General features: G+C 60.3%; 21 protein-coding genes. 11 read left to right on the top strand and 10 right to left on the bottom strand.

Going from position 1 to position 22099, the window contains the following annotated elements:
* On the top strand, window positions 1-1422 hold the full coding sequence (locus tag H7X47_RS14220) for a hypothetical protein (protein WP_193369332.1): 1422 nt from the start codon (window positions 1-3) through the stop codon (window positions 1420-1422).
* 28 nt (window positions 1423-1450) lie between these two features.
* Here the strand turns inward: H7X47_RS14220 and H7X47_RS14215 are convergent, their stop codons facing one another.
* The 5 genes from H7X47_RS14215 to H7X47_RS14195 all read right to left on the bottom strand — a co-directional run bounded on the left by H7X47_RS14215 (window position 1451) and on the right by H7X47_RS14195 (window position 5809).
* Entirely contained in the window at window positions 1451-2059 is a 609-nt protein-coding gene (locus H7X47_RS14215) for a restriction endonuclease (protein ID WP_193369331.1), read from the bottom strand.
* A complete protein-coding gene (locus H7X47_RS14210) occupies window positions 2046-3020 on the bottom strand; it encodes a hypothetical protein (RefSeq protein ID WP_193369330.1) in 975 nt (324 codons plus the stop codon). Before H7X47_RS14210 ends, H7X47_RS14215 begins: the two co-directional genes overlap by 14 nt.
* Window positions 3021-3241: 221 nt before the next feature.
* Window positions 3242-4261, bottom strand: a complete 1020-nt coding sequence (locus H7X47_RS14205) for a restriction endonuclease (protein WP_193369329.1) — start codon at window positions 4259-4261, stop codon at window positions 3242-3244.
* A gap of 346 nt (window positions 4262-4607) precedes the next feature.
* Entirely contained in the window at window positions 4608-4853 is a 246-nt protein-coding gene (locus H7X47_RS26535; protein WP_193369328.1) for a DUF2188 domain-containing protein, read from the bottom strand.
* 41 nt (window positions 4854-4894) lie between these two features.
* Window positions 4895-5809, bottom strand: a complete 915-nt coding sequence (locus H7X47_RS14195) for a nucleotidyltransferase and HEPN domain-containing protein (protein WP_193369327.1) — start codon at window positions 5807-5809, stop codon at window positions 4895-4897.
* Window positions 5810-6489: 680 nt separating this feature from the next.
* On the opposite strand from H7X47_RS14195, the gene H7X47_RS26335 reads away from it, so the two are divergent.
* Both H7X47_RS26335 and H7X47_RS14185 read left to right on the top strand, forming a co-directional pair.
* On the top strand, window positions 6490-6837 hold the full coding sequence (locus H7X47_RS26335; protein ID WP_193369326.1) for a plasmid mobilization protein: 348 nt from the start codon (window positions 6490-6492) through the stop codon (window positions 6835-6837).
* 238 nt (window positions 6838-7075) lie between these two features.
* The gene (locus tag H7X47_RS14185; protein ID WP_193369325.1) at window positions 7076-8485 is read left to right on the top strand and encodes a relaxase/mobilization nuclease domain-containing protein; all 1410 of its coding nucleotides are present in this window, start codon (window positions 7076-7078) and stop codon (window positions 8483-8485) included.
* Here the strand turns inward: H7X47_RS14185 and H7X47_RS26625 are convergent.
* Together H7X47_RS26625 and H7X47_RS14180 are read right to left on the bottom strand one after the other, a co-directional pair.
* Complete coding sequence (locus H7X47_RS26625) at window positions 8469-8861, bottom strand: Y4oE-related protein (protein ID WP_496196153.1); 393 nt, start codon at window positions 8859-8861, stop codon at window positions 8469-8471. The genes H7X47_RS14185 and H7X47_RS26625 overlap by 17 nt on opposite strands.
* Window positions 8792-8959, bottom strand: coding sequence for a hypothetical protein (locus H7X47_RS14180; RefSeq protein WP_193369324.1), 168 nt, complete (start codon window positions 8957-8959; stop codon window positions 8792-8794). The genes H7X47_RS26625 and H7X47_RS14180 overlap by 70 nt, the downstream gene beginning before the upstream one ends.
* A gap of 251 nt (window positions 8960-9210) precedes the next feature.
* On the opposite strand from H7X47_RS14180, the gene H7X47_RS14175 reads away from it, so the two are divergent.
* The gene (locus H7X47_RS14175; protein ID WP_193369323.1) at window positions 9211-10575 is read left to right on the top strand and encodes a hypothetical protein; all 1365 of its coding nucleotides are present in this window, start codon (window positions 9211-9213) and stop codon (window positions 10573-10575) included.
* A gap of 885 nt (window positions 10576-11460) precedes the next feature.
* Here the strand turns inward: H7X47_RS14175 and H7X47_RS14170 are convergent.
* Both H7X47_RS14170 and H7X47_RS14165 read right to left on the bottom strand, forming a co-directional pair.
* Window positions 11461-12366, bottom strand: coding sequence for a bifunctional 5,10-methylenetetrahydrofolate dehydrogenase/5,10-methenyltetrahydrofolate cyclohydrolase (locus tag H7X47_RS14170; RefSeq protein WP_227010465.1), 906 nt, complete (start codon window positions 12364-12366; stop codon window positions 11461-11463).
* Between the two features lie 554 nt (window positions 12367-12920).
* Complete coding sequence (locus H7X47_RS14165) at window positions 12921-13835, bottom strand: LysR family transcriptional regulator (protein WP_193369322.1); 915 nt, start codon at window positions 13833-13835, stop codon at window positions 12921-12923.
* 111 nt (window positions 13836-13946) lie between these two features.
* Between H7X47_RS14165 and H7X47_RS14160 the strand changes: the two genes are divergently transcribed.
* The 6 genes from H7X47_RS14160 (at window position 13947) to H7X47_RS14135 (ending at window position 19819) form a co-directional block, all read left to right on the top strand.
* Window positions 13947-15203, top strand: coding sequence for a M24 family metallopeptidase (locus tag H7X47_RS14160; RefSeq protein ID WP_193369321.1), 1257 nt, complete (start codon window positions 13947-13949; stop codon window positions 15201-15203).
* 260 nt (window positions 15204-15463) lie between these two features.
* Complete coding sequence (locus tag H7X47_RS14155) at window positions 15464-15793, top strand: hypothetical protein (protein ID WP_193369320.1); 330 nt, start codon at window positions 15464-15466, stop codon at window positions 15791-15793.
* Window positions 15790-16590 (top strand): phenylalanine 4-monooxygenase, encoded by an 801-nt coding sequence (locus tag H7X47_RS14150; protein ID WP_227010464.1) that lies wholly within the window; start codon window positions 15790-15792, stop codon window positions 16588-16590. Before H7X47_RS14155 ends, H7X47_RS14150 begins: the two co-directional genes overlap by 4 nt.
* Window positions 16591-16872: 282 nt before the next feature.
* Window positions 16873-17805 carry a sulfotransferase domain-containing protein gene (locus H7X47_RS14145; protein ID WP_193369319.1) on the top strand — a complete coding sequence of 311 codons (933 nt, stop codon included), beginning with the start codon at window positions 16873-16875 and terminating at the stop codon, window positions 17803-17805.
* A gap of 249 nt (window positions 17806-18054) precedes the next feature.
* Window positions 18055-18819: a zinc metalloprotease gene (locus H7X47_RS14140; protein WP_193369318.1), complete on the top strand. Its 765-nt coding sequence runs from the start codon at window positions 18055-18057 to the stop codon at window positions 18817-18819.
* A gap of 16 nt (window positions 18820-18835) precedes the next feature.
* A complete protein-coding gene (locus tag H7X47_RS14135; protein ID WP_193369317.1) occupies window positions 18836-19819 on the top strand; it encodes a COG1361 family protein in 984 nt (327 codons plus the stop codon).
* Window positions 19820-19863: 44 nt separating this feature from the next.
* Here H7X47_RS14135 and H7X47_RS14130 read toward each other — a convergent pair whose 3' ends face one another.
* The gene (locus H7X47_RS14130; protein WP_193369316.1) at window positions 19864-20400 is read right to left on the bottom strand and encodes a PAS domain-containing protein; all 537 of its coding nucleotides are present in this window, start codon (window positions 20398-20400) and stop codon (window positions 19864-19866) included.
* A gap of 505 nt (window positions 20401-20905) precedes the next feature.
* Here H7X47_RS14130 and doeA point away from each other — a divergent pair.
* Complete coding sequence (gene doeA / locus H7X47_RS14125; RefSeq protein WP_193369315.1) at window positions 20906-22084, top strand: ectoine hydrolase DoeA; 1179 nt, start codon at window positions 20906-20908, stop codon at window positions 22082-22084.
* Window positions 22085-22099 lie beyond the last annotated feature (15 nt).

Below are 22099 nucleotides of genomic sequence, written 5' to 3'. Positions count from 1 at the left end.
ATGTTGATCGAGCGTCTCAACTGGCCGGTTCGCTTGGTTCGGTGGCGCGCTGCCCGTGAGTATGGGGCTCTGCTTGCATCAAATACTCACTCGAAGAAGGCGCGCGGCATCTTCCTGGATTGGCTTTCGAGCCGCCAGCTCGAAAGCCAGGTCACCTCCGCTCTGAGCGTCTTGCTATGTACGCCAGAACGCGGCCTACCCACATTTCGAGAGATTGGAGGCCATATCTCGCGGCCTTCTCTCCTTTCAGAGTTGCTTCTGCAGTTTGTATACGGCTGGGGAAATGCGATGGGCGGGTGGGAAAGATGTCACTCGGGCGAAGCCCCTCCCTCATTTGAAGCAACTCAGTATTTTCACGATCATAAATCTGCGCATGTCCCTCCTATCCTTAGCAATCAACTTGCTATGCTTGAGAAGACGAGTGGATTCCCATTCGAGCGGCAATGGGCTTTTGAATGGCAACAGCTAACAGAGAAGACCGGTACACCGAAATCGGGCTATCCCTACTATTTTGTGGACGCGATTCTTAGTCAATCAGGAATTCACGGGCAATTTAGCCAAGCCCAAGCCGACGTCTTTAGCTCGGCCTTCCTAAGGACACTCGCCTGTGCGGTTGATTGCTGGGACATGCCAGCCTCAAAGGCTGCCTTTACTTCAATGTACACACTTCCCGCCAACCGCGGACTTCTCAATGTGGATCCTATCGATCGACCGACCTGGCTTAATGATCTGCCTGAGAAATGCTGCGTGCCTGGCGTGCCGTTGGAGCCACTCGTCCGGAGAATGGTCGCTACTGCGATCAATTGTCCGAGCATGCGTCCGATTAACTTGAAGATTCCAATCTCCGCGGACATCACAGAGTTTGGCGAATTAACGATATCGGCAATCCTCGCTAGCCCCGATTTCATCCCCGACCTTACCGGGCAGCACACCACCCTGCTCAGAGCTCTTCCCTGGGAACTCGCAGATCGTGTCACGTTCTCTGGCAAGGTCGCCAGGGAGGACATCGCCACATATACTTCGCGGGGCATCGCTGGGGCAGCGGCACCGCTTTGCCTAGATATCTATCCGCTACCGAGCGGGTTCTGGCACAATGACTATTTTCAGATAGGAGTATCGTTCCCGGCGCCGTACTTCGATCAACAACAAATCGCAGTGGTAGATGGCTCAATCCAGATAAGGACCGATGACCGTGTGATTGGGCACTGGCGTGTATGGCACGACCGCTGGACGCCGCTTTACGCAAGTAGCGGAGGCACCCGATGTGGAATGCTTACCGAGCTGCGAGAGAGGGAGCTTGCAGAGACCTTGAACAGAAGTGGCATGCAACTTGGATGGTTTGTCGAGCTTAATGCTTGGAAGCGTGAGGCTGAGCACGATAACTTCTCAAGAACGCAACGCCGCGACTTCTTTTTTGACTGAGCCATATTTCTCGGTATTTGTATCCCAATTAGGAACCGCCGACGTTCTTCCTTTCTGCAGCCCGTTCCGCTTTACGCTGCTTGACGCTCGTACCACCGACACCTGCCGAAACCTGCGATTTTACCTGATCCATCAAGCGGCGCTTAAGTAGCTTCACAAGGTCGTCGCCCGAGGCAATACCGAGAAGATCTTCCCCTGTCACGATGAGCACGGTCTGACCCTCCGCCATCGCGGTCGTAACGTGAAAAAAGCCTGCCGTCCGGTCATCGGCGTTGCCCGTGATTCCCTCAAGTGCAACGAAAACCCCGCTTCGACGTCCTTTATCTTTCAAGGTGGTGGCGAAATAGCGCAGTTCGCGACCATCCACCGCACACGACCAACCTTTACACTCGACGATCAGGGGACAGTCAAGGAAGTGCAGACCATCGAGCGGACGCTCATTCATGAAATAGAGATCGATTTCTTGTGTGCGATAGTTGCTTGTGATGTCCTGATCTTCAAGGGACAGTCCAGGCACGGCGCGGAAGATAGTAGCAATCAGTGCTTCCAACCGCTTACCCTTGCCGCTGGAATTGTTGGTCTCCGCCCGTATAGCTTCAATTTCAGCGGCAATGTGAGATGGGTCAAGTGCTGTCATCGCTTGCCCCAGTCCTAAAAGCAGCGAGGCGTCGCCGTTTGGCGACATCCGCAACCAATGTGCCCTTCTCGAGATTGTCGATAAGCGATTCTGCCGCATAGGCAAGAACTCGCGGCGTTTCGTTCAGTGAGGGCGGTGTGCGCCGTCGATCGTGATCATACACGACGAGCGCAATTCCAGAATTGGTGCGCCCGACCAAGCGATCGAGTCGTTGTATCGCATGTTCAAGATTCTTCACGACGCTTCCAGTTCCGCCGCGATAGACCTTGCACTCGACAATGATCGGCCCGCCCACCTCAAAAGCGAGATCGTTTAGCCAAACGATAAGGTCGGATTCATACTCTTTGACAGCGGCCGCCTTCTCGCCCGCAAACTCGACGTCACCGTCCGCGCGGCGAAAAATCTCCGCCACTAGCTCTTCAAACCTGAACCCTCGCCTAGGGCCCGTAGTGGACCGCAACGCCTGAAGCCTCTTCCTCGCCCATCCAAAGTCTCCGACTGGCGGAGCTGTTGGTTTGCCCGGTTGACCGCTCTCCGTTGGCCTAAGAGAGGTGGATATGCGGGCGAATCGGTCAACGTCCCCTTTTACCTCATCAAGGTGTCGGAGATCGGGCAACCGGATAAACTCAACGCCTCGGAAACGCAGAACCCCCGACAAGTTTGGTTCCTGCTCGCCGATGCCGAGGACAAGTGCCGGCTTTCGGAGGGCATATGCCATACCAAGCTCGAACAGAACGCCTGCCGATTGGACGGGCGGCATAATTGCAATCACAAAGTCCACCTCGGCGAGGTGACGCAGCAACTCGTCCGAGATTGTTTTGTTGGTGGGGCCCTCTACTGCGCGGGTTACCTCTAGCCCGAGTTCGGCCAGAAACGTGGCAACTTGCCCCGCCCCCGATTTTGCGGGAGCAATCAGGTAGCAACGCTTGCGCGCGCCCTCTCCAATACTCGCTTTGCTCACCGACTTCTCTCCTCTTCACCTTCCTGAGTGTATGGGATTGCATAGCCATAAGGGAGGACAAAACGAGAGGAATTGGCCATTTGGATTTCCCCCGATGGCTCCACTAGATTGGGGCGGCGCTATTGCGGAATCCCCACAGCGCAAGGACGGGCACGCCCTGGAGCTTAGGCAGCTCCGAGTAGCCTTAGAAGATTCTATGAGAGGATACCAATTCAGAAAGGTCAGGTTTCGGCCGTTCCCGATAGGCTAAAGGCCCACGACCGCAGCAGATTCCGTCCCTCAATGTCGTCAAAGGTTGCGGCCCCACCCGTTTGTAAAATAGCCCGAACCCGTTTTGCCGTTTCATGGGTCGGCGGCCAGTACATTCTTTCCGTGACGATGCGCGGCGTGCGGATATCCAAACGGAGACCTATCCCGGAAAGTCCTTTATCCATTTCTTCCCGGTCGGCGTACTGGCGCAGGGCTATGCCTTCTGATGGAATTTCTGCCTGGGCCTGAATGTGCAGCCTCTCTTTCTTGCCGGTCTCTGCCCGCGCCAAACCGGCCGTGCCGACTTGCCCGGGCAGGTTCGCTACATAGGCACTAACTTGCACATCCCCGATGGCGCATTCGCCCGACTCCAGCGTGACGAAAACCGTATGCTCGCCAAACTCGCAGGGAATTTTGCCGGCCAGCCAAAGACACCAGATCACATGCCATGTTGCGGTAATTGGGTCTTTTGCACCGCGCGGGGCTTTTACGCAGATCGCCCCATCAGGCGCCGAGCCAATCGGGAGGTCCGAAAACATGCTCGTCGCCATCCAGGTTGCCACCCAGAACACTACTCCGTGAAGCACCTGCTGAATTTCCACCGCCAGCCGGTCCTCGGATAGACCTTCGGCAGTCAGCAACTTGATGCCAGCTGTCTTTGCCCGAAGCAGCGCGTCGGCCGTATAACCCGACGCTGCGACGTAAATTCCGAATTGCACCGGTATGCCGACATCGTGCAGTACGCCTATAAAGGAATCGATGTCCTTGATACCGACCCTTTCGCCATAGTTCTTACATTCGATGGGGAACTGGACCGGGCAATCGCCGAACTCCTCACCCGCCACGGTAAGCAGCACATCGATTTGCCTTGTCCGGCCCGAGCCGTCAGTAACAGGCAGGCGCACATCGTGTTCAACCTGGTCGCCAACTATCTGATGCAGATCTCGAACCAGCTTTTCGAGAAAGTCCCCTTTTCGCTTTGAATTGCTCATTCTCATACCAATTGCATTTTTTTACGGGCATGCTTGCCTGCATTGACGATATCATAGCGCTCATCGTTACTGTCAGCGGCGCTGGCCGCCCGCTATTCTGGAGCATGACCGGCCATCGATCTACGCCTGCTTTGCGTGTACGCGTTGTTTCTGAGGTCGATTACTGGCAGCGCGACACGGATGGCGAGTTTATTATCCAGGCGATCGTTTTCCTGCCGACATCTTCCGAATTCCTCTAGCAGCAAAAGCTCTAATGGCCATGGAAGTAGAACGGCAGCTATGCGGATCACCGCACAAATCGTGGCGAAGTTGGAGCAGGGATTCGACCCGGCATCAGGACACTCAATTAGCCGGGCGATCTTTTAGGATCTTTGCTCCGCGGATAGGTTCTCTCTTCCTGAATTCGACCGTTTGACTTCTTGATTTTCACAGAGCCGCCGGCGCCGCCAACCGCGTTTTGAAGGACACCGCCTGCGGTTGCTTCAGCCTTGGTTTCGAAGCGGCGCACGGATCTGCCGGAGCCATCTGCCTTCAAAACCCAGTCATTGTTGTTCTTGTCCCGAGAAAGTGTGAACTTTGGTAGCCTAGGCATTGCAAATACCCTCCTTCGGTTTTCCATTGTCTTTGGATCCCCTAGTCCTTGCCCGCATTTCCGGCGAGCTTAGCGAGGTGCTTCTCGCAGGCGACCTTGACCAGCTTGTGGAGGCGCTGGGTGCACTCACCAAGCCAGAGCAGCGCCTCTCGATCGATCTGATAGTGCTTGGAATAGCGCGCTTTGACGTAGGCTTCGACCAGAGTGTTGAACCACGCGCGGTGGGTCGCCTGCTCGCGCGGCCAGGCCTCGACCAGGCTCCGATCCTGGTCCTCCGCCAGAGAGCGCAGGAATTTGATGTTGTGCGCTGGCGGCGTGTAGTTGGTCAGCGTCAGTAGTAAGCACGAATAAGCATTCTCGACCGCTTGGTGCATCATGAAAGCGGCGAGCTTATTGCTCCCTCTTTCTAGGTATGTCTCGACGCCAACAAGGAACTCTTCAGCGAGAAGAAAGCGCTCCTCGCAGTGCTCCTTGGCCGCCTCGTACGCCTCCTTCGGCGAACGGGGCCGAGGCTCGGCAAGCGGCTCGTCATCCAGCTCGTAGAGGACGATGCCCTCCTTGCGGATGTCCGTGAAGAAATACTGGCCCCTGCGGATGGCCTCATTCACTTCCCGCCGGCTGTGCACGATGAAGCTGACCGGCGTCTTGATGCCCCGGTCGTGCATGAAGCGGTCGCTGGCCTTGTTCCAGTAGGGCTCGAACTCGGCCAGCTTCTTGTTGTTGACGATGATCAGCAGATCGAAGTCTGAGCGGTAGCCCTTGGTGGTGTGCGGCTCGTCCACCCAGGAGCCCCGGGCATAGGACCCGAAGAGAATGACCTTGAGGATGCGCCCGCGCTTCTTCCAGTCGGCGCTGGAGCCCTTGAGGGCGTCCTCGAACTCCTCATGGAGGATCTCCAGCACCCGCTCCAGTTCGCGCTGCTTCTTCGGCGGCAGGTGATCCAGGCTGAACTTCATCTTCGGGAGGGGGGCCGGGTTATCGGGAGGAGCCAATTTCGACCTTCGATTGTATACAGCCGGTGGAGATGGGGGAAGAGGTCAAAGACAGCAAGCGCGCCTGGCCGTCAGGCCGAGCCCGAGACTCGGAGCATGCAAAGGTATTCTACGGCAAAGGCACGCCCATCACATCCTGTGTGTCGGACGCGCCTCCGCCTTGCCTGGCATTCGATCTTCCCGCCGGCCAGCTTCGAGACGGACCAACGAAGGGCAGCCCGCTAGAGACAGGGTGGGCCCGAAGGGCGTCCGCATTCCATTTTTTCTGACTCTGGCGCCGACCTCCCCTCTTGGACGTGCCATCGGGTTTCCGGGCGGTGCCATCGAGTAAATCCGTAGTGCCATCGGGTTTTCAGGGGGGTGCCATCGAGTTTCGGAGGGGGTGCCATCGAATTTCGGACCGTGATAAGGCAAGTGCCATCGAATTTCCCGAGATGGCCCCCGTTAAGTCCTTGTTATTCCATGACCAACAACAATCAACATGTGGGGCAGGATACGCATTTTGTCATGACAAAACGCCAGGCCGGCTGCCCGCTGAAGCGGCCGGCCAGACCCGCCAAGATCGACGCAGGAAGCGGCGCCAGGCGGGTAGCTTACCGGCCCCTGCAGGGCCGGTGCTGAGGCGAACCAGGAAGGAGGCGCGCGTGCCGAGATCGAAAATCGAAGTCCGCTTGTCGCCCGAGCAGAAGGCCCGCTTAAAGGAGGCCGCCGACCGGGAGCGACTGACCATTTCCGGATTCGTCGTGGCGGCGACCAATGCCGCGATGACCAGGCAGCCTTTTTTGACGCGCGAGGAGATCGACGCGCTCGACCAGCTCCGCGAACAGCTGCGCCGCGCCGGTATTAACCTCAACACCCTCCTCCGTGAGCTGCAGGCCTTCAACGGAGGATCCAGCCGGCGCCCGCCTTTCGATGAGCATTTCGGCGAGGTCAAGACTGACCTGGATGGCGCACTGGGCCAGATCCGCGCCTGGCTCCAAACGAAGATTTAGACAAATGCCGTCTTTCTCCGAGCGTGATGAAGACTTCGACTTCGAAAAGCGCGGCCGCGCCGTCAACGAGGCCCAGCACGCCAAGGCCGTAGAGGCCCGTACAGCCCGCCTGCTGTCCCTGGAGACCCGGGCGGCTTCCGGTAGCCGTGTGATCGCCCCAGGGCGCTCCAGGAGCCCTCAGGGCGCCGGCGGCACGACGAGCCCAAGAGCCTCCAGGAGCCGCGAGAGCGTCCTGAAAGTGATCGGCTGGAGCAAGTCCCAGCACAGCGCCAGGAACCAGGCGTTCTATGTCACCAGGACTCGGGATGCCGACAATCCATCTCAAATGCTGTCGATCGAGAACGAGAACGGCGAGCGTATCGAGGGCAAGGAGGCCATCGCGGCCGAGCTGGCGAGCTGGGAGTTGGAGCCGGCGGCGGCGAACCGCTCGAAGGCCTGGGAGCAGGCCTCCCCCGAGGACCGCGCCGAAATGCGGGCCGACCAGGCGCTAAAGCGCCGCCAGTCGGTACACCTGATCTTTTCCGTCCCGGCCGACCGCAAGGCCGATGCCCGGAAGCTCCAAGACGCCGTCAGGGCCGGCCTGGCCGCTACCTTAGGTGCGAAGGGGCATCGCTACGTCTTTGCGATCCACAGCGACCACTCCAGCCGGCCTCACGCCCATATCCTCGTGAAGGCCCGAGATGAGGGGTTTGGCGGCCGGGGGAAAAGCCGGCGCCAGCTCCGCCTGAACCCGGCCGATCTGGATGTCCTGCGCCAGGTCCTCACTGCCGAAGCACGATCCCAAGGCCTCGATGTGATCGCGACCCGCCGTCTCGATCGCGCGCGCACCCGCAAGGAGATTGCCAAGGGCCGGGCGCCGCTACGGGAGAACCAGACCAGAGGGAAGCTCTGGCGGGCCCAGACCCGCCAGGGCTCGATCTTCGAGGCCAAGGCACCGAACTGGTACGCCCGTCACGGCCTGGACTACGAAGCCCGCCGCCTGCGGCCCACACAAGCCCTGAGAGAAGCGCGACCAAGCGGACGCCCGGGGCTTTTCTCGCGCATGACAAGGGCTCTCAGAGGCTCGAAATCGACCGCGGCTCCTTCCAGGTCCCCTGCCCTTTTTGAGAATCCCGCTCTGCGGCGCCTCGATGAGCGGTTCAGCCTCACCCACGCCGATCCCAAGGCAGCCCGCGACTCTTTCGCGGCCATGTACCGCGAAGCGCCCCGCCTGGCGACCTGGGCCATCAACCATCACCCGGAGGCCTTCGGGCAGTCGACTGGAAATCCGGGGGCTCCCTTTTCCGGCCGGGTCATGAACGCCGCCCTGCAGGCTTTACCACCGGCCGACCGGGTGAATTCGGCCGAACTGGCCCGCAGCGCCGGGCAAGCCGACGAGCTGCGCCGGCGGCGGCTCCAGGCACGAAACCAGGAGACCGCCAGGCGAGACGCCGAGGCGGCAGCTCGCCACCTGAACGACTTTGCCGGCCAGATCGAGCGGGACCCGGCGAAAAAAGCCCTTGCTGAGGAGATCCGCATTCTTGCGCGCGGCGGGGCTCACGACCGGACCAAGGCCGCGCAGATTCAGAAACCCATCGAGGAGGCCCGGAAGCGGCGTCCTCAGCCGCGTGGACGTCGCCGCGGCCGAGGAGCTAACATCGACCGCTGACGCGACCCGCATTCTTTTGCGGCGGCCATGTCACAAGAGAACTTTTTTGGGTGAATATACAGAGAGCAACGTCCGGCGCCTCGAGGCGGGCTGTTGCCAACTCCGCCCCCCTATTGCCCGAAGAGCCCGGCAGACTTACCCCTGCCGCCCAGAAGCGGAAATCCTCGTCCCCATCATCTAGGTGAGCTACTTCAGCACAGGAAGCCGCTGCGTCGGCGGCACTCACGCCATAACTTGCTACCAGTCCGCGCGCCGCCTGCTCTGGTGTCGCGACATCCCAGAAACTGTTCCATCCTTTTGCGCCCTTCAGCGTTGCTCCTCCCCGTTCAGTTGGCCGGTCGCGTCCGACTGGATGATCACATCGCGGATCCGACACCACACCACCGCGCCGTCCGGCTCGCCCTTCTCAAAGAGGCAGTTCGCCCGCTCGTCGGGTTCCTTGGCGGCCTTATTGCCAAAGCGCTTCATCATCACACGCGCTGATCGCCATATATCGATATCGGGAACCTTTCCCGGGCGAGTACCCTGCACGGAATTCGCGACAGAGCTTGTCACCCGGAAAGCGGGCGCTCCCGCCGGCCACAAAATCACCCGTCTCGACGAACTCATGCCGTGGCATTAAGCTGCGACCGCAGCGCAACCGGGACCAGCGACTGCGCGCCAATGAACCTCCGCCGGACGGTCACACATCCTCGTCTTAAGTGTTTTCTGACAAGGTACGGCAAATGAAAATTATCAGCACTGTCAATTTCGAGCTACCTAGTATCGATAACTACATCGAGTATCTCTCTGATTCGTCGCTGCGTGACTACGATATCGCAGTTTTTAATCCCGAGTTTCCTTACCTATCGAGGATTGATTTTAGTGGCGGAGGATCATGTGTATCGATCGAGGGCGGTTCCCTGCTCGCCAAGGCTATGGCGCATTGGCGGAACGAAATCAGGGACGCCTTGCAGTCTGGGAAGACTGTCTTTGTGCTCATGAGCAGTTCAGAGAGCGATAGCATCGCAGTCAGCTCCACGACGCTAAGGAAAGGTTACCGCGATTATAGTACGCAGGAGGTGAACAATTATGATGCACTACCCATTCGCCTCGACCTAAGGAATGCCAAAGGTCGCCGATTCAAGGTCACGCAGGCTCACTACCGTGAGCTCCACGCAGCAATCAAGGATATTGCGGAGTATAAGGTCATCATCAATTCAGCGCTGACCCAGACGTTGTTTTCGACTAACGATGGAAGCGGAGTTCTTGGTGGGGTCGTGCGCATCAAAGGTCTTTCTGGGCACTTAGTACTCCTACCCCATTTCGATTTATCCGAGATGACTGAAGAAGGCGAAGAAGGTGAAGTGTGGACCGCCGAAGCCATCCAGATATCAAAGCGGTTCATCGGACAGCTCGTTGCAATTGACAAAGCTCTAAGGGCGGAGCTTGGGGGAACCCCAACGCCGGGATGGATTGAGTCGATACGACAGCCCGCAGGTGTCGCAAAGATCGATCGCGCAATAGCCAAAATCGAAAGAGAGATATCGGCCCTAGAGGAAACCAAAGAAGAGAAAATATCCGAAAAGGCTAGGCTTCGAAAGTATGAGGCATTGCTGTACGAGAATGGGAAAACCTTGGAAGACGCGATCGAAAGAAGCCTGGAGCTGCTCGGTTACAAAGTCGAAAATTATAGGAATGGGGATATCGAGATAGATCACGTTATTGTTGGGCCGAGCGGCATTAGAATGATCGGCGAATCGGAGGGTAAGGACAATTCGGCAATTGATATCACCAAGTTTCGCCAGCTCGAATCCAATATCAATGAGGACTTCGCCCGAGAAGACGTAGATACTCCTGCAAAAGGGGTCCTATTCGGCAACGGATACCGGCTGGTTGAGCCAGGGAAACGCGAAAACGAATTCACAAAAAAATGTCTAGTCAACGCCCAGCGGCTCGGTACTGCATTGGTAAGGTCCAGAGATCTGTACGACGTGATCGTGCATGCTCTAGATAATCCCAAGGATGAAGCATTCAAAGAGAAGTGCCGGGCGGCTATCGAGTCGACGTATGGAGATGTCGTAATCTTTCCTGTCGCTGATGACGCGTAAGCCTAGAGCTCGTCAAGGCTGGGCTCCACCCCAGCCATTCTCCGGTACTCATCTTTTCCCCCTAATAGACAGTAGAACCCAAGCCGTACCCCGGGCGCCTAGTTCCGTTGCCAGCGGCAATACTCTTGCAGCTTAATGCACTCGGCGCCACGAACGCCGATGCTTTCGAACGTCGCCATAGAGACCGCCCAAGCGCCCTGTAAATCCTCGGCCTTGGTCAGTTCATCGTGAGCGGCCGGTTAACCCCGTCTGCCGTGGCGTCATTTGAGGGTACCCGTTTCGCAGCAGATTTTTGCAATTGAATGGGTAGCGGGCGCGTCGATTGCTTGGCACTCGGTGCATCAACTCGCAATTGTCGCTTCCACGGAACTGTACAGAGCTGTAGCGGGCCCGGGAGCGAAATCTGAGAGGGCGTCATTCAGATCGGCCCCGCTGCAAGGCGCGGTGGAGGCTTTTCTAGGGAGCACCTGCTTTGCCGACCGGATTATGAAAAGCAGGGCAAATTACGGTTCAGGCATTCGGGCCAAACGGTCTACACATGCGCTGTCGCTGCCATCAATGAAAGCCCCTACATGAAGGCTCATCGCAACATCTACGATGAAGCTACCACCAGCATCACTGCCGAGCTCGACGCCTACGCCGCTCTGGCCATGCCAAGACCGGGTGAACTGTCATCGAAGATCGGTTAGCCAAATCTCCGAAAAGCCAATTGAGATCAATAGCTGGAATTTAGCAGGTTAGCCAATGTAAGTTATTGATTCTTCTGGAAAGAGGTAATCCCACCCCCTCCGCCACACCTAAAGACCCCCGGCGGCGCTGGGTGTCCTTTGGCGTTGGGGATACGGATGAGGTGACGGACCCAGATTCGTGCCTAAGTCCCCGCCATCAGATCCAGCCGGCTTCCATTTGCCGTGAATGTGCGGTCAGGGCGTTGCGCATCAGGATCGCGGTCGTGACGGGGCCGACGCCACCCGGAACCGGTGTGATCCAGCTCGCCACCTCCTTCACCGCGGCAGTGTCGACATCGCCGACGATGCGCGTCTTTCCGTCCTCATCGGCGACCTGGTTGATCCCGATATCGATGACGGCCGCGCCGGGCCGCACCAGGTCCGGCCCGATAAGATGCGGCTTGCCCACGGCAACGATCACCACATCGGCTCTGCGCGAATGTGAGGCAACGGAGCGCGTCAGGTGATGGCAGACCGTGACCGTAGCGCCTTCCGCCATCAACATCATGGCCACAGGCTTTCCGACGATCTCGGAATGGCCGATCATCACCACTTCCAAGCCCTGCATGTTGAGGCCGGTTTCGCGGATGAGCTGTATGGCAGCGGCAGCGGTGCAGGGAGCCAGCGCGATATCGTTGTAGATGATGTTGCCGATGGAAGCGGGGTTCATGCCCTCGACATCCTTCAGCGGATGGATCGCCCCCTGCAATGATCTCAGATTGATGTGCGCCGGTACCGGCCTTTGCAGGATGACACCAACAACGCCGGCATCGTCGTTCATTTCCGTCAGGGCGGCCTTGCATTCCGCCTGCGTTATGCTTTCGGGCCAGGCGCGCTTCTCAAATTCAATCCCGCAACCGGCGGCAGCCAGCGCCTGGTTGCGAATATAGATATCCACCTCGGGCGTGGCACCGATGCTGATGGAGACGAGTTTGCCGACCGGGCGGCCCTCCGCACCGAATTTTTCGACTTCGCTCGCTACTTCCTTCAAAATCCTCTGCTGCACGGCCCGACCGTCAAGCATCCGGTGGCTCAAAATCGTGTCTTTCAGGCTTGTACTCAATTCCGGACTCCCAAGCGGCTGTCAGCCGGTTTGCCCGGCGGCTGGTTGAGGCGGCGTTCGCCGCGAGACAGGCAATTGCTCAGAATCCGAGGCCCGCAATCTAAGCTGCCAGCGACAAAACTTTCTCCTTTTCCGACTGTTGCCACGCGGCTCTTCGCAAAGCCTTGCCGGAACTGACGTCCCCTCAGCCATGCAACCGGAAAGCGGCTGGCCTGAAGAGTTATTGAATGCCTCCGGTGAGCTCTACTGACCATGCCATGTGACAACTCTGGGGCCGCAGCAGACCCAAAATAGCTACAAAGTCCCCTAGGCCACTGTTCTTAATGAAAACATGTAATGACAGCACCACTATTTTGTGGGGCCTTCTCTCCTACTCCGTGCCTGCGGCCGTTGCCCAAACGCGGTTTAAGCAGAACGCTCGGATCTCGAAACAGCCCTTTGCCCCGAGGGGAAGAAGCGGCGGCCCGGCGCGAACAGCTTCGGGGGTGGGAAAGGAGCCCTTCATGATCAAGTTCGGCGAAAACCTGGCTAGGCCGTCAAGGGCGTGAAAAGTTCTAATCTTCTTCCAGGAAATGGAAAAGCGCGCGCACGCCATCGGATTGCCGGCGCGTCGCATTTGCTCCCAAGAAATACCCGCGCCCGGTTTCAACCACCGTACTGCCGAGAACCTGGAGACCGCCGGCGGAAAGCTCCGCGTCGATTATGCCGTGACTTCCGAGCGCCAGGCCTCGCCCCTCGGTGGCGAGGCCGACCGTCTGCGCGTAGTTCTGGCAACGGTGTAATTGGGCGTGCCGCAAGACAGTTAAGCCGCTTTCCGCGATCCAGACTGACCAATTGACCCAGTCGGGCGCAAGGCGGTCGAAATTCAACAGCACCAAACGTGACGCCGTTTCGGCATCGAGGCCACCGAGAGAATCATCGTCGATTAATCCCAGGGACCTCAGATAGCCCGGCGAAGCCACCGGAACCAAGCGCTCGGAGAAAAGCAGTTTGCAGTCCCACCCGGGTGTGTCGCCATAGCCGTATATGATGGCAAGATCGTTTCCGGTGTCGATGATGTCACTCAAACGGTCCGACGTGCGCGTTTCCACGGCTTGCGCAGGGTTGGTCAGACTGTACTTCTTCAGGCGCGGACTGAGCCAAAAGTGGGAAACAGAATTATTGGCCGCGATCTTTATGATCTCCACGCGGTCGTCGCCGAAGTTTTTGCAGGCGCTGTCTAAAAATTCCAACGCCATGACCGTTTTATCGTAGAGCGCGGCGCCCGCGTCGGTAAGCGCGAGCTTCCGACCCTCCCGCTCGAACAGGGCCGTTCCCAGGTGCGTTTCGAGCTCGCGAATGCGTTTGCTGACCGCAGCCTGGGTGACGTTCAGTTCCGCCGCCGAATGGGTGAAAGAGTTCATACGCGCCGCTGCCTCGAAAAATATCAAGGCATCCAGCGGGGGGAGCGACGAACGGTAGCGTTTCATAACTTAAAGTATTGCAAAAGGTCGAATATTTGTACAGTGGGCAAAATTGCCGCAGCAAACCAGATTCCTGGCCGGAACATCGTAACTTCCAGTGCAGGAAAAGATGGCTAAATGAACATGCTGGATTGGCACGCAAAAAGCAGCAGCTTATCCGGCTTGTTGCCCTTGAACATGTCGTCGGTAAACGCGGACATCGACCACGGCGCCGTTCGAAGATACCGCCTCGGCAGGCTGCGCCAAGAGATGGCGCAGCGCGACATAGCCGCCGTCATCTTGTCGGACCCGATCAATATCCGCTACGCCACCGGCACGCGGAACATGCAGGTGTTCTCACAGCGCAACGCGCCCTCGCGCTATCTGCTGGTGACCCCGCAGCGCACAGTTCTCTATGAGTTCACCGGATGCCTGCACCTTGCCGCCGGCTTCGAAACCGTCGATGAGGTTCGCCCCGCCTTGACCGCAAGTTTTGTCGCCGCCGGGCCGATGGTGGCGGAAAGGGAACGGGCCTGGGCAGAAGATATCGCGCGCCCACTGCGCCGTCTTGTTGGCCGGGGCGTGCGGGTCGGCATGGAGAGGATGAACGCCGGCGCCGCCTTTGCGTTGCAGGAACTCGGTTACGTGGTCGTCGATGCGCAGGAGCCAGTCGAAATGGCCCGCGCCATCAAATCGACTGAGGAGATCAAATGTGTGGAAGCCTCGCTCCGGGCGACGGAGGCCGCCGTCGGCAAGCTGCGCGAAGCAATCCGGCCTGGCATTACGGAGAATGCGCTGTGGTCGCTGCTCCACCAGTCTGTAATCGAGCAGAACGGTGACTACTGCGAGACCCGGCTTCTGAACTCGGGCACACGGACGAACCCGTGGTTTCAGGAAGCGGGGACCAAGGTCATCGGGGAAAACGAACTGATCGCCCTTGATACGGATGTGGTCGGTTGCCACGGCTACTATTCGGATTTCTCCAGGACCTTCCATTCGGGGCCGGGAGAACCGACACAGGCGCAGCGGACGCTATACAGCGTCGCCTACGAACAGCTCCATCACAACATCGGCATTCTCCGCCCAGGGATGACCTTTCGCGATTACGCCGAGAAATCCTGGGATATCCCCGACAAGTACTTTGCCAACCGCTACTACATCTCCGCTCATGGGGTCGGCATGACGGGCGAGTATCCCTACCTCTACCACCGCGCCGATTTTCCGTCAGCGGGTTACGACGGCGTCCTCAAACCCGGCATGACAATCTGTGTCGAAAGCTACATTGGCGAGAACGGCGGCGCCGAAGGCGTGAAGTTGGAGCAACAGGTGCTGATCACCGAGACGGGCTGCGACCTCCTGTCGAGGTTTCCGTTCGAAGCGGCATTGCTTGATTGACGCAACGGCCGGCTCGGACCTGGAAACGATGATCAGCTCAACTTCCATCACCATGGTCGATTCCGCCGTAGGACCCGGCCTACGACAGAGCGCAGGAGAGTACTTTGCCAGTCGCAACGATCTCTCCTCTCATGCGGTCGGCAGACAGGAGCGTAACTCTACCTCTGCCACCGTGCCGGTTTTCGAGCGGCGACTGGTGACGGCGTTATCGAACTCGGAATGACATTCTGTGTGAGAGCATTTCCAAGGAGGCCATGCAAATGGTTGATCTGCTTATGGAGGGCTTAGTTATAGCGCCGTCGCGGCTCGGCAAAGCCGTGGCCGGCAAGCTGCATCCGTCCAAACGCAAGAAGCGCGCCCTAGAGGTCATCGCCGCCATGTCGATGATCAACGATCACACTTTGCGCGATATCGGCCTTTATCGTGCCCAGCTCGGTGTCGTCAGCGAACTGTCAGACCAGGAGATCCGCAGCTGGTACAGGGCACGCGAGGTAGCGAACGAGGCCGGGGGAATGCCGCATTGCCGGCCGAGCCCGGTGAGCGAGAGCGAGGTATCGCGTTGGATAGTCCGGAGGAGGACGTGGGAATGACAGGGGAGATGCAGGCAGGCAGGCCGGACTACCGCTTCAAGGAGCCGGATGCGGCTGGGCATTATGCATACACGCCGGAGGAAGACGCGCTCTGGGGCCAGCTTTTCGCGCAGCAGATGGCCTATCTGCCGGGACGGGTTGCGCCGGATTATCTCACCGGGGTCGAGGCGCTCGGGCTGACAGCGGCACATGTGCCGCAGATCAAGGAGATCGACGCGCGGCTGGCGGCGCTGACGGGGGCCGGTGTCGAAGGGGTGCCGGGGATCATCCAGCCGTCGCAGTTCTTCGCGCTCCTGTCGGCGCGGAAGTTTCCGGTGGCGACCTTCCTCAGACGGCGAGAAGAGATGGAGTTCTGCGAAGAGCCGGATATCTTCCATGAGGTGTTCGGGCATTGCCCGCTTCTGACCAATCCCGCCTATGCCGCCTTCATCGAGAAATTCGGCCGACTCGCCGTGGCCCTTGGCAAGCCCTACAGCTGGCGGCTGTTCCGCCTCTTCTGGTTCACGGTGGAATTAGGCATGATCCGGACGCCGGAGGGGCTGGGGGCCTTCGGTGCCGCCATCGTATCCTCTCCGGCGGAGGCGGCGCATGCGGCAAGCGGCCGGGCCGAGATGCTGGATTTCGACCTGATGACGATCTTCCGCACGCCCTACCGGATCGACATCCTACAGCCCGCCTATTTCGTCATCGACACCTTCGAGCAGATGGTGGCGGCGCTTGACGGTGATATCGCCGGGATGATCGACGAGGCCAAGCGGCTGGGCGACTTACCGCCGCGGTTCGAGGCGGCTGCCTGAGGAATTCCTGGGAGGCTTAGCCCTTTTGTGCGAGAGGGCTCGCGCGCTCAGGCATCCTCGACCAGAACTCCGTTGCCGAATGTCTCAGCCAGGACGAGCCTCCCTCATCGCGCGCCCCGATCGGGCTGAGATCCTCCGTGTATCTTCTCTCGCAGGGTTGCGGCAGCTGTCCGAAGTCCGGCAACTTCGCAAGTCTGATGGTGAATCGTTGGCCGGAGTAGCTAACATCAACAATCACCATGGACCACTCACTGTGGGCCCCTCAGCGAGGACGCCACCAGAATGACCCAGGCCCGAATGCTCCACCCCGCACGGCGCGCCTATCGCGGCGACCTCACCGATCCGGCACGCTGGGCTGCGTGGGAGCCTCGAAGGGGCGATATCCTGGTTTCTACGCCGCCGAAATGCGGGACGACGTGGGCGCAAACGATCCTCTCCATGCTTGTCAGTGGCGGGCCGGATTTGCCGGGCAGGCTCCCGGATCTGTCGCCCTGGATCGATGCCGATCTCGGCGTTCCCGCAAGCGAGGTCGCGGCCGCGTTGGCAATGCAAGGAGAGAGGCGGGTCGTCAAAACACACACGCCCGCCGACGGATTTCCCGTCTGGGATGGCGTCACGGTGATTGCGGTCTACCGCCATCCGCTCGACGTCTTTTTCTCGCTGCGCAAGCACATCGTCAACAGGGTGAGCGCCGAAGAAAGCCACCCGATGCGCCTGCCGGTGCCGGCATCGATCAGGCATTATCTGAATGGCGAGGTCGATCTCGACGACTTCGACAACGACTTCCTGAGCACGCTGACGCGGCACTACGTCGAAACTGCCCTGTCCGGGCGGCTGCCCGAGCTTCAGCTTTTTCACTATGCGGATATGGTCCGCGATGGACGGCGGACCGTCGAGCGCCTTGCCCATGCCGCAGGGATCGAGGCGGACAACTCGCTGATAGAAAGCGTCACCGAAGCGACAAAATTTGAATCGATGAAGTCCCGCGCGGCGGACTATGCGCCTGTCGGGGGGACCGGGTTCTGGAAATCAGATGCTGCATTCTTTGATTCAGCGACTTCGCGGAAATGGGAAGGGCACCTTTCTCAACAGGAACTCCTGCTTTACGAGGCGCGGCTCGCTGAGCTTGTGCCGGATCGTCTGGAGAGGGCCTGGCTAGAGCATGGCGATCAGGCGGCGATGGACCCACAGCAGCGAGAGCGGAGCCAAAGGTGAACGTGTGACAACTGTGAGGCCGCTGCGGAACTGAAATTGCGGCAAAGTTCTCTAGTATGTTGTTCTTAACGACAACATATAACGGCAGCACCACTATTTGGTGAGGCCTTCTCTCCAATTTCGTGCCAGCGGCGGTTGCCCAAACGCGGTTTAATCAAAACGCTCGGATTTCGGAACAGCCCTTTGCCCCGAGGGGAAGAAGCGACGGCCCGCTATGCACAGCGGCCGGCTTGGGAAAGGAGCCTCTTCATGATCAAGTCCATCGCCAAGATAACCGTCCTCGCCGCCGCCCTGCTGGCTTCCGCCTGCACGGCGACGAACCTGGAGTTCGACAGGATGACCGGCACGGCCTTCCCGCAGGACCAGACCGTCAGCGGCGACACGGTGAACCTGGAGAGTATCTACCTGGATGCCGGCCGCCTGCTGATCGTCCAGGAGGACGACATCAACATAGCGCCGCTCACCGGCGCGACCGGCACGCCGCAGAACTGCATCTCGAACGCCGAGCTCGATTCCCTGATGTCCGCCAACCGCAGCAGCCAGATCGGCGTCGTGACCTACCCCTGCGGCCTCAACAACGCCGCTACCTGCACCCGGTACCAGGTCTATGGCATCGTCGTGGATCACTTCGGACGCTCCGGCGGCAGCGGAGCCTGTTCGACGACGCTCATCGGACGCATGTGGCGCACCGGCGACCGCAGCGCCTTCGCCATCTTCTACAAGAACAACACGGTGCAGACCAACGGCATGAAGTACCTGCGCAGCGCCGCCCATGAAATCGGCCACGCGCTGAACCTGCATCACGACGACGGCGACGGCAGCCAGACCATCATGAACCAGACCAGCGTGGTCGGGAACTCGTTCACCTTCGAGTTCTCGACGCAAAGCCAGACGCACCTGGACGACCACCGGGACGTTTGCGCCAATGCCGGCACCGGCGGCTTCGGCGAAGTAAACGCCACCCATGCCGGCTGGACGGGCGCCCATGGCTCGTCCGACCCGAGCTGCATGTGAGAAGAGGGAGGCGACCATGAACACCACCGCCACACGACGCCTGAACCGCCCCTCGTCCCGCGGCCTTCTCTGCCTGCCCGTCGTGCTCGCCGCCGTCTGGTTGCTCGCCACGGCCCTGCCGGCTGCCGCCCAGGCCCCCGGGGGTGCGCTTCGCCTGACGCTCGACATCGGCAAGCCGCAGGTCGTGGTGGGCGAGCCGGTCTACGCCACGCTGACCCTCACCAACACCAGCAAGCAAAGCCAGCCGGTCTTCCCCGACCTCTATCCGGAAGTGGGCGTCGGCGCCGTGGCGATCAGCTACCAGGGTCGCAGCGCCCTTTTTGTCCCCATCGGCGTGGATGACGTGGAAACCCAGGTCAGCGAACTCGCGCCCGGGCAGTCGATCAGCGCCACCTTCGCCATATTCTACGGCGCCGGCGGCTGGACCTTCCCGGCGCCCGGCAGCTACCAGTTGACCGGCCACTATCGGCATCCCAGCCTCGGGGAAGACCGGGAGCTCCGCTCCGAGCCGGTCACCCTGAACGTCGCCGCCGGCGGGCCGGCCGGCGACCTGCTGACCGAGGACAGCAAGGCCGGCGACGAAGCCGGGCTCTTCATGCTGTGGGAAGGCGGTGACCACCTGCGCCGCGGGATCGCCCATCTGGAGACCCTGATCGAGCGCTATCCCGAGCAGATCCAAGCGGACTACGCCCGCCTCGCCCTGGGACTGAGCCTCAGCCGCGGCTTTCGGGACTATTCCATCGGCAAGGTGCGCCCGCCCGACTATCAGCGCAGCCGCGCGCTGCTGTCGCGGCTGGGCCGGGCGCCGCTACAGCCCTTCTCTGCCCTGCAGCTGCAACTCGCCCTGGCGCGCATCGGCCTGGCCCTGAACGACACGCCGCAGGCACAGGCCTCCGCCGACCGCGCTTCGGCGATCGTGCAGGACCGCCCGGCCTTCGCCGACCGTCTCGACCTGGCCGTGGAGGTGGAGCCGCGCCTGGGGCCGCTGCTCAAGCGCTGACAGAGGTTACTTCGCCTTTCCGGACGTAGCACGGCGGGTCGGTGTCAGTGTTCTGGCGGGTGGGCCAGGCCGAGCAGCATTGTCACCTGGCCGCGGTCGTCCTGCAGCGGCGCGAGCACGACTTCGTAAGCGACCTGGTCCTGCTCCGGCCAGCGCAGAATCTCGTGCCGGACCCAGACCGCGCCGGCGGCCGCGTCCCGGTATTGCTGCCACAGCACACTGTAGCCCTCGCGATCGGGAAACATGTCGCTGATCCGCTGGCCGGTGTGCTCTCCTTCGATTGTCACGATCTTGGTACCGACCAGACGGAACCGGAAGTCCAGCTCCCCGCCCCCGCGCAGCACATCGACGATGAAAATGTAAGGCAGCAGGTGCGGGATATCTTCCGGGTGGATGTCCTCGCGCCGGGGAAAGGCTTGTCCGGTTTCCGAAGACGGGCATTTCGAAAGCCAATAGGCCAGAAACTCGCGCCCCAAGGGCAGGATCGGGGCGTCCTTTTCCAGCCAGGCCTTGGCGTTCGTCCTCTCATAGCCGACGCCGAAAGGCAGGGGTCTTCCCCCTTTGCCGAACTGCCCCGTCATTCGTCCTGCGGCAAGCGATAGAAAGCGCGCCAGATCTGGTAAAAGGGCGCCAATTCTCCCAGAAGTTGCGGATCGCAATTCGGGCGCAGGCGCCGCATCAGCAAGCCACCTGCCGCAGAGTCTATGAATTTCTCGAAGACGAGCCTGGTCTCGCCCGAATCCGATGGTCCGCCTGGCCTTAAATTCATCCGCTCCTCATTCCGGCGTATTGCCTCGCGGTATCCGCGAAAAGTATGGCCGCTGCCTCGCGCCTTCCGCAAGCAATACTCCGAGCACTACCATTGCGTGCATCCGCCCGCATTCCGGCCCCAGCCGTCGCCCTCGAGCGAAAGCATGCCGCGAACGGACAGGCCCAGCCGGCCCTCACCGGCTGAATGGAACGACAAGCGAAGTCTGAGCGGCGCCCAACTTAGGGGCTTCCAACGCCAAGCCGCCCTCCCCTAGACTTCCGCCCTTCCGGCGGCCCCGCCCCTTTCTGGCGGCTGACGCCTTCGCAGGAGCAAGTATGGTACCGACGTTGCACTTCAGCCGCGCGGAGTTTGCGGCCCGAATCGAGAGAACCCAGCAGGCGATGGAGCGCGAGGGCATCGACGCCCTCATTATCAGCGACCCCTCCAACATGGCCTGGCTGACCGGCTATGACGGCTGGTCGTTCTACGTGCACCAAGCCGTTGTGCTGCCGGTCGACGACGACCCCATCTGGTTCGGCCGCTCCCAGGACGTCAACGGCGCCCGGCGCACGACCTGGCTGGCGCCGGACCGTCTCGAGAGCTACGCCGACCATTACGTTCAATCGACCGAGCGCCATCCCATGCAGGTGCTGGCGCAAGTCATCGAGCGCCGCGGCTGGGGCAAGCGCCGGATCGGCGTCGAGATGGACAATTACTATTTCAGCGCCGCCGCCTACGCCAACCTGCAGCAGGGCCTGCCCGACGCGACTTTTCGGGACGCGACTTACCTAGTGAACTGGCAGCGCGCCGTGAAGTCGGCGCAGGAACTGGCCTACATGGAGCACGCCGCGCGCATAGTCGAGCGCATGCACGAGAGAATCTTCGACGTGATCGAGCCAGGGATGCGCAAGAACGACCTGGTGGCCGAGATCCTGCACGCCGGCGCAAAGGGCACAGAAGAGACCGGCGGCGACTATGCGGCGATCGTGCCGCTGCTGCCGTCCGGGCCCGACGCCGCCGCCCCGCACCTCACCTGGGACGACCGCCCCCTGAAGTCCGGCGAGGGCACCTTCTTCGAGATCGCCGGCTGCTACCGGCGCTACCACTGCCCCCTGTCGCGCACGGTCTTTCTGGGCAAGCCGACGCCGCAGTTCGTCGAGGCCGAGAAAGCGGTGCTGGAGGGAATGGAGGCGGGACTAGCCGAGGCGCGGCCGGGGCGGGCCTGTGAAGACGTCGCCAAGGCCTTCTTCGCCGTGTTGGCGCGCTACGGCATCGAAAAGGACAACCGCACCGGCTATTCCATCGGGCTCAGCTATCCGCCCGACTGGGGCGAACGCACCATGAGTCTGCGCGCCGGCGACCGCACGGAACTGCAGCCGGGCATGGCGTTCCACTTCATGACCGGGCTGTGGCTCGACGACTGGGGCTTCGAAACCACTGAGAGTATCGTCGTCACCGAGGAAGGCGCGCGCTGCCTGGCCAAGGTGCCGCGCAAGCTCTTCGTCAAAGACTAGCGTTCTTTAGAAACC

The organism is Pelagibius marinus (assembly GCF_014925385.1).
GTDB lineage: Bacteria > Pseudomonadota > Alphaproteobacteria > Kiloniellales > Kiloniellaceae > Pelagibius > Pelagibius marinus.
The sequence above is the reverse complement of the archived record's forward strand: the minus strand, read 5'-3'. Positions and strand labels throughout refer to the sequence as shown.